This window comes from Companilactobacillus paralimentarius DSM 13238 = JCM 10415 (assembly GCF_001434985.1).
GTDB lineage: Bacteria > Bacillota > Bacilli > Lactobacillales > Lactobacillaceae > Companilactobacillus > Companilactobacillus paralimentarius.
On the sequence record NZ_AZES01000099.1, the window covers coordinates 1 to 7,787 of the forward strand.

9 protein-coding genes are annotated in these 7,787 nt (G+C 33.6%); 4 read left to right on the forward strand and 5 right to left on the reverse strand.

The window, feature by feature from the left end:
* Positions 1 to 377 precede the first annotated feature (377 nt).
* Positions 378 to 923, reverse strand: a complete 546-nt coding sequence (locus FD33_RS08385; RefSeq protein WP_056955902.1) for a hypothetical protein — start codon at positions 921 to 923, stop codon at positions 378 to 380.
* Between the two features lie 192 nt (positions 924 to 1,115).
* Here FD33_RS08385 and FD33_RS08390 point away from each other — a divergent pair, with 192 nt between their 5' ends.
* Both FD33_RS08390 and FD33_RS08395 read left to right on the forward strand, forming a co-directional pair.
* On the forward strand, positions 1,116 to 2,699 hold the full coding sequence (locus tag FD33_RS08390) for a cation:proton antiporter (RefSeq protein ID WP_034544402.1): 1,584 nt from the start codon (positions 1,116 to 1,118) through the stop codon (positions 2,697 to 2,699).
* A gap of 76 nt (positions 2,700 to 2,775) precedes the next feature.
* The gene (locus FD33_RS08395) at positions 2,776 to 3,321 is read left to right on the forward strand and encodes a 5-formyltetrahydrofolate cyclo-ligase (RefSeq protein WP_025086116.1); all 546 of its coding nucleotides are present in this window, start codon (positions 2,776 to 2,778) and stop codon (positions 3,319 to 3,321) included.
* Positions 3,322 to 3,366: 45 nt separating this feature from the next.
* Here FD33_RS08395 and FD33_RS08400 read toward each other — a convergent pair whose 3' ends face one another.
* From FD33_RS08400 to FD33_RS08415, 4 genes are all read right to left on the reverse strand, one after another.
* Positions 3,367 to 4,113, reverse strand: coding sequence for a helix-turn-helix domain-containing protein (locus tag FD33_RS08400; protein ID WP_025086117.1), 747 nt, complete (start codon positions 4,111 to 4,113; stop codon positions 3,367 to 3,369).
* A 16-nt stretch (positions 4,114 to 4,129) separates the two neighbouring features.
* Complete coding sequence (locus FD33_RS08405; RefSeq protein ID WP_056955903.1) at positions 4,130 to 4,852, reverse strand: ABC transporter permease subunit; 723 nt, start codon at positions 4,850 to 4,852, stop codon at positions 4,130 to 4,132.
* A gap of 22 nt (positions 4,853 to 4,874) precedes the next feature.
* A complete protein-coding gene (locus tag FD33_RS08410; RefSeq protein ID WP_148299203.1) occupies positions 4,875 to 5,702 on the reverse strand; it encodes an ABC transporter ATP-binding protein in 828 nt (275 codons plus the stop codon).
* Between the two features lie 104 nt (positions 5,703 to 5,806).
* A complete protein-coding gene (locus tag FD33_RS08415; RefSeq protein ID WP_025086118.1) occupies positions 5,807 to 6,763 on the reverse strand; it encodes a LytTR family transcriptional regulator DNA-binding domain-containing protein in 957 nt (318 codons plus the stop codon).
* A 186-nt stretch (positions 6,764 to 6,949) separates the two neighbouring features.
* Between FD33_RS08415 and FD33_RS08420 the strand changes: the two genes are divergently transcribed.
* Both FD33_RS08420 and FD33_RS08425 read left to right on the forward strand, forming a co-directional pair.
* Positions 6,950 to 7,321 (forward strand): YbgA family protein, encoded by a 372-nt coding sequence (locus FD33_RS08420; protein WP_025086119.1) that lies wholly within the window; start codon positions 6,950 to 6,952, stop codon positions 7,319 to 7,321.
* Positions 7,322 to 7,325: 4 nt separating this feature from the next.
* Complete coding sequence (locus FD33_RS08425) at positions 7,326 to 7,706, forward strand: TIGR02328 family protein (protein WP_025086120.1); 381 nt, start codon at positions 7,326 to 7,328, stop codon at positions 7,704 to 7,706.
* Positions 7,707 to 7,787: the final 81 nt, after the last annotated feature.

The following is a 7,787-nucleotide window of genomic DNA, read 5'->3' on the forward strand; positions in this document are numbered from 1 at the left end:
ATATTTCGTATTTATTTTTTGGACAAGTGGCTAACTTGTTCTTGTAATTTTCGAATTAAATATAATTTAAATTATTTTACCAAAAGATTGCAATAGTAGGATTAAATATCATGATGTTTTAAGATTAAAACAAGGAGAATTTTCAAACACAAGATATAGTATTTGATGAGTGACCAAACACCATATGTTCCATGTGAAACATTTTAATTCACTTTAAGGTTATTTGATAGAAACGGCCAATCTTAGAAATGGAAATGTTTACACGGCATTAGATAATTTACATGCCACATCGTAGTTACGGCCAGGTGGAGGTCTATTTGGTATTAATGAAGATATGGTCGGCATTAAGAAGTTGTTAAATAAATAAATCTCGTCTCTTAATTGAGATGGGATTTATTTGAGTGATAGCCAGCTGTGACCGCCAGTTTATCATAATTTTTTTGAAGATAATTATAGGTCTGGGTACGATCCGTTAAGTTCATTTCGGCAATTTTGAAAGGGTCCTCTAAAGGAAAATCATGATCCTTTAATAACTTGACGTAATCAAAATAATGCTGCAATGAATTATCAACCATACCTAATTTAATAGACTCTTTTGTTTCTATATAAATTAAGAGGTAGTACATATTAGTTGGAACGGAACTGACAGAACCTAAAAGACGGAGAATGCCAAACTGGATAAATTTAATTTCATTAAAAGGAATATCCAGAACGGTTTTTTCTACATCGCAGATGTGAATGTCATTATCAATGTGAACATTCAATTTGTAGGTCATGCCAACAATCTCATTGGAGTACTTATAGATGGTATCACGTAAGGGTTGACTGTTGTTGAGTCTAACTTTGAATATTTTATTTTTGACGTTAAGGTCATCTTTGTAAAAGTTATTAGAAGCTAAAATTTTTGAATCGACTGTATGCATAAATAACACCTCTTTAGATTCAAACTTGTGAACGTTTTCATTATACTACTAATAATTATAAACGTATCATTTTGTAAATTGGCAAATAAACGATATAGTAATAAATCGATAGAGATTGCGTCTAAAGGCTATTCTGAATAGGGATGTGCTATATTTAATTTGATTAATTGGAAACATTAAGGGGAAGATTTTATGAGTTTAATGGTTTCGACATTTATTTTGATATTGGCATCGGTTGTTAGTATCTTTTTGGCTCAAGTTTTTTCGAAAATATCGGTCAATTATATCAGTATGATCATTGGTGCCCTGATTTTCTTTATTCCTATCATGGGTAAGAACGTAATGACTTTTAATTCTGATATTTTTATTGGTTTGATTGTTGCACCATTGTTATTCTTTGAGGGTCAGGCAACGCGATTGAATGCAGTTGGGAAAGAATTGAAACACATTATTCAGACAACTGTTTTTTTGGTCGTTATTTGTATGATTTTGGCTGGCTTTGGTGTTTGGGAAATTGCCGGAGTCAGTTTGCCTCTAGCTTTTATTTTGGCTGCTATTAGTACACCAACTGATGCTACGGCAATGGAGTCGGTCACAAACGGATTGAAGATGCCAAAAAATGAAGGAACCTTTTTAAAAATGGAATCGTTATTCAATGATGCTTCCGGAATTATTCTCCTTAATATGGCAATTCTTTGGTACATCAATGGTTACATTAATTATGGTGAAACCTTGGAGGACTTTTTTATTTCGGCCGGAGGTGGTGTTCTGTTTGGCTTTGCGGCAGCGTGGATCATGGTTTTGTTTCGACAGATTCTTTTAAGAAGTTCGTATAATTCTCTGAATGCACAGAGTTTGATCTATATTCTGACACCATTTGTTTTGTATTACGCAGCCGAAGAAATTCATGTTTCGGGAATCATTGCCGTAGTTTGTGCTGGTTTAGTTCACAATGCTGAAGCACAAAGAAGCCGTTTGATCAATGCTCCCCAGGTTCATTTAGGATTCGATTTAGTTTCAATGATCACTGAAATTTTTAATAGTACGGTTTTCGTAATTTTAGGATATATGTTTACTAAGATCATTTCTGAGGAGAAGTTTACAAATGCCTCGTTGACTTGGATCATGATTGGTTTAACACTTTATTTGGTTAACGTTTTGGCCCGATATCTTTACGGTCGCTTACGATTAGATTTTAACAATAAGTCGTCGTGGATCTTTGCTTTAGGTGGAGTTCATGGAGCTGTTACTTTAGCTTTGGCCTACACGTTAGCTGAATATCACGTAACCAGCGCTGATTTCAATTTAGTTCTAATGTCAGAAAGTGTTCTTATCATCTTGAGTTTAATAGTACCGACGATTGCCTTTCGTTTCTTATTGAAGAAAGACGTAACAGATGATGATGCAGAAAAAGAAGTCGACAAAATTAGAGTAGAGATGGTCCATCGAGCTATTGATTCAGTTAATAAAATGTATTTACCCGATAATGTTAAAAAGTCAGTTATCTTTGACTTGATGGCACAAAAACAGCGCACGAGAACCAGAGATTTTGTCAAAGCCTGGGTTGATGTCGTGCGCCATCCAGAGTTTACTGGAGCAGAAAAAGAATTGGAAATGCGTGCCTTTATGAATGCTTTCGTACAAGAGCGAGAGTATTTAGATATGATTTCGCAAAGTGAGGTAAAGTATCAGAACTATGTTTTCGAACTTTACAATGAAATCCTTTTGGCTGAAACTTTGGTAATTGGACCAACTGTCTCAGAAGATGAAGAATAAACAGATTAAGTTAGTTCCTTTTTACCAACGATAAATGTAAACTTATAAAGCAAGAATTGAAGACTGGGAGGGAATTATCATAGACAAGAAATCTTTGAGACAACAACAAATTCAGAAATTAAAAGCCAATCAGGCTAAGACTAAGGTTGAAGGTGCTAAGTTATTGCAGAAGTTAATGGCAACAACTGAATGGCAAAATGCTAAAAGTATTGCGACGACTGTCAGCAGTCCAATTGAGGTACCAACACCAATTATTGTGGAAGCAGCTCGTAAAGAAGGTAAAAAAGTTTATTTACCTAAGACAATGCCTCACCGTCAAATGGCCTTTTTACCATTTGCTAGTCGTGAAGACTTGATTACTAGCAAGTTTGGAATTCCTGAACCAGCCTATGATGAGACATTAGTTAATCAGGAACCGGATTTAGTGATTGTTCCCGGATTAGCTTTTGCAGAAGATTCAAATTATCGCGTAGGTTTTGGTGGTGGTTATTATGACCGCTTCTTAGCCCAGTATTCTGGCTCTACAGTAGCCTTAGTACCTTCAGCAATGCATTTTGCTACAGCTGATTGGGAAATTGAAGACTATGATGTTAAGATTCAAAAATTAATTTTGGTAGATTAAATTTTAAAAGAGTTCACTATGTATGATTCTATAGTGAACTCTTTTTTAGGAGAATTTTGGATTGAATTTTTGAAAGAGATTCTCCTTTTTAGTTAAGGTGAGAAGAACTCTCTGTTGATCATAAACGTCGACACCTTGATAAGTGAATACTCTAATCAAAGTTAGAAGATTTTTTTCGAGAGATACATTGAGATCTATGGATAATTCTTGATTATTTTTCAGGGTACAAATTAATTGAAGAATATCTGGATTGATGTCGAATGGACCAGTACGGGGTCTTGTACGATAAATAATGTTAATGTGATCGATATCTTGATATGAAATTGTTCGTTGAGTGAGGGGAATTATGTGGAGCAGTTGAGTAAGTTTAGTAGTGCTGGAAGAACTGAATGCATTTATTTTGAGACCATCCCTATTAATTAACCAATAATCGTTAAAACAACTAGGCAATGTTACGAATAGGCCGATTAATAGTACTAATAAAAATACCCAGAAAGGTTGATAGCCAAAGCCCGTGAATAGAAGACTAACAAAAATAATGAAGATAATAGAAAATATTACTCGTCTTAATTTGATTGGTTGACCGAATTGAAAATCGTCGGCTACTACTGGTGGGGTCAAATTGATCTTTTGTTTAGGAAATTGGATAATTTTTTGAGCCAAGGATTCATTAGGGTAAAATTGCTTGTTCTCAATTAATTCAACTTTAGCGATAGAAATACCTAGTCGATTGGATAATTCTTGATTGGAAAAACCAGATGTCTTTAAAATTTCACCGTAATCTATTAACATAATGAATCCCTCCAGACTAATCGAAATGTTTATATCTGTAAGCATAAATTAGAACAATAGAAAAAATGATTAACCAGACTATCAAAAGACCAACGTCAAATAAATTCCAAGTGAATCTATGCTTGAGTAAACTCTGATTAATAAATTTGGCGATTACTCCTGAGTATAGAAAATCGGATATAGTGGAGATAGTCTTGTTAAAACCTTTAAACATAGGAATAAAAGTGAAAATAACGGTTGGTAATAAACTTAAAACACCAGCACTGGTTTGATTGTGAGAAAAAATTCCAACTGTGAAACCTACTAAGATACTGATGATAGTACAGATAATAGTGATAACTAAATAATTAATGATAGATACTTGTTGCCAAGAAGTACCGCTTAAAGGCACGAGAATAATACTTACTAAGGTAAGAATTAAAAGTGAAGGCAGCAAACTACCAATGAAATATTCAGTAGCATTGACTGATGAAGTCATTAAAACCCTTAGAGTGTGATGTTCTTTTTCTTCAGCAATCGGATAAGAGCCAAACATGATTCCACCCATTGTTATGTTTAGGATAATCCCCATATTTAAAGTTAGGGCTCTGAGAGAGGGTAAATTAGATGGGAAAAAATTTTTAAAAGCGATAACGTATCCGATTGCCATCAATGGTGCCATGAGTAATGAAAAGTTTTTCAAAATTAGTTGTAATCTCAAGATAAAAATTGCGTTTATTTTTCGCATTGATATATTCATTTTAGTTTTCTCCCCGTCACTTCTAAAAAACGTCTTCTAAAGTTGGCTCGCAGGAATGAATAGTCTGTAGTTCACCGTTTTCCATCCACCAATTGATCTTCTGCCGTGTTTCATCGGAATCAGTTAATTTCAGTGCGGTATTATTTTTTAAAAGAATTTTGTATTGGATTTTTTTGTTGTACTTCAAACTTAAGGCTTGTGGAGATCCTATTTCAGCAATCTTTCCATTGTTTAGAAGTGCTACTCGATCACAAAGTTTAGCAGCCTCATTCATATTGTGTGTAGTTAGAAAAACGGTAGTACCGAAATGTTTTAATTCTAAAATCAATTGATGAATTTTTTGAGTTGTACCGGGATCAATACCGTTTTTCGGTTCGTCCAGAAAAAGTATTTGAGGACGATTGAGGATGGCTCGTGCCAAAATTAATCTTTGTTTCATACCTTGTGAGAATTTTTTGACTAATTTTTTTCTATCATTATATAGATTGACTCGTTTTAACAAAGAATCAATGCTCATTTTATCAACGTTAAAGATACGAGCAAAGGTTCTTAAATTGTCATAGGCAGAGAGATTTTCATATAAACCACTATCATGCGTTACGACACCGATATGCTTGTAAATATCTTCTTTAAAGAAGCGACTATTATTTCCGAGAACACTAGCGATACCTGAGTTTGCAACGAGCTGACCTGTAAGTATTTTAATAGTTGTTGTTTTACCAGCCCCAGAAGGACCTAAGAAGCCAAAAATTTCGCCATTTTGGATTGAAAAATCGAGATTTTTTAAAGCCGCTTGGCCGCCGAAGTTTTTATAGAGATGTTTAACTTCTATTATTGGTACGGTTACCATATTGTTTCCTCCCTTGTTTTTACAACCATAGAATACAAGGAAAGAATAAATAAATGTTCAAAAATTAGCGAGTTGTGGAAGAAACAAGCTGAATTGTACCTACGTTATTGAAGTAGGTCCTTGAGTTCATCTAATTTAGCTCGAGATAAGGGAAGCGTTTCTTTACTATTTTTCAAAATCAGAGTGTAGCTATTTTTGGAATAGCTAATTAATTCGGAAATACGTTGCAAATTGACGAGATAGGAACGGTGGCATCTGAAAAAACCAAAATGAAGCAGTTTCTTTTCAAGTTCGTCCATTGTTAATGAGGAAGGGAAATACTCGGAATTGATGGAAAAATTGCTGACACCATTGATGCTTTCGATGAAGTCGATTTCGTTAGGACTGAAGAAAATTGTTTTATCGTCAAGATGACTGGAGAGACGGAAGATATTTTGTGGCTTAGAGGAATCTTTATCTAGTTCTAAATCAACTTTCTCTAATTGGTGGTCGATACATTGATATATGGTAGAACTCAATTGTAGGAGTTCCTCCATATATGATGAAATAACGATAACAGTTGATTTCTGACGAACGACTTCTAAGGCTTTGAGATAAGATTTGACTCCTTCGTTTGATAAGTCTCGCAGGGGACTTTCAATAAAAACTAAGTCTGGTTTTGAAAGAGCAATTCGAAAAAGGTGCAGTCTCTCAAGCTGATCTGTGGAAAGAGCGTTAGTTTTCATTGTCAAATTATCACCTAAAAAAAATTGAGGTGCTAGCTTCTTTATGTCGACGTGTTGATCGGCTATACGATTAAAGAATTGGAGATAGCTTTTAACAGTTATTTTTTGATAAATTCCATCGTTATAACGCTTAGTTGAGATATTTTGGGTGTGACTGATGATTGAGCCAGCACTTGGCAGGGTATTTTGTTCCAATAAATCAAAGAAAACGCTTGATTCAGTGTGAGACATCTTTAAACCAATGTTTTCTTTTGAATTGATTTTTAAAGAAATATTATTGAAGATACTTTGATTCTTGATCTGCTTAGTAACATTTTCGAATTCAATTAAATTCATTTCCTGCTCCACAATTGAGATTTTAATAACAATTTAATTTTAACAAAGACTGTCCCTTTTAGTTGGCTTTCATACAAAGAGTTGTTAAATTATATTTTGAAATTCAATTTCTTGTACTCAAAGCATAATGTATATATGATTTGAATTTATAGAATAATAAACCATTATACAAAGGTGATGATAGTTATTAATTGGCAAGAAGAGTGGGCATATAATAAATATTGGGTGATGTCAAAATCTCAAAAGGCGTATGATCAAATTCGATTGATGGCTAAAAACAATGAATGGTCTAAAGCTAAGGAAACAGAGCTTGAAAGAATTATAAAATCTTTAGAAAATGTTGAACCCACAAAGAAAACATTAACCAATGTTTATCAACACATTTGGGGTTACTTTAAAAAAATATGTACTGATTCTGAAAGAAAAGAATATGTTAAATTGATTGCATCTTTAGAACCAGAAGATGACCAATTGGGGCTTTTCCTAAGAGATCTGACTTATAAGTATCAAATAAAGTATCTTATGCAATCAAGAATAATAAGAGAATTGGAAAAATAATAACATGAGATTATGGCATGAAGAGTTAATTTCAAAATTACCTAGACAACAATTACTGGGCCAACATAGAGAAGTTGCAGCTCTTAGGGGTAACGGCTGGGGTAAAAAGCATTTTACGGTGGACTATGTTTTTAAGTATTCTCCTTATAAGCTATATCAGTTTCACCTGTTGGTCATGAATGAGATGATTAGTCGTGGATATAGACCTAATGATAATTGGTTTGATCCGAATTATAGAGGAATACATTGTGAGCCATATAATAAATTGGAAAAAATACCCAATACATGTCCCATATATCCTGAACATAATGATGCATATTTAAAAGAGTGTGTTGATAATTTGAAGGCAAAAGGGATTTCTATTCAGCGAAATTATCTAAGGTGATAGTTAATTTTAAATTTAATTAAATAATGGTAGATTGTAAGATTAAATAGAATTCTACCCAGACGAAAAATTTGGATAGAA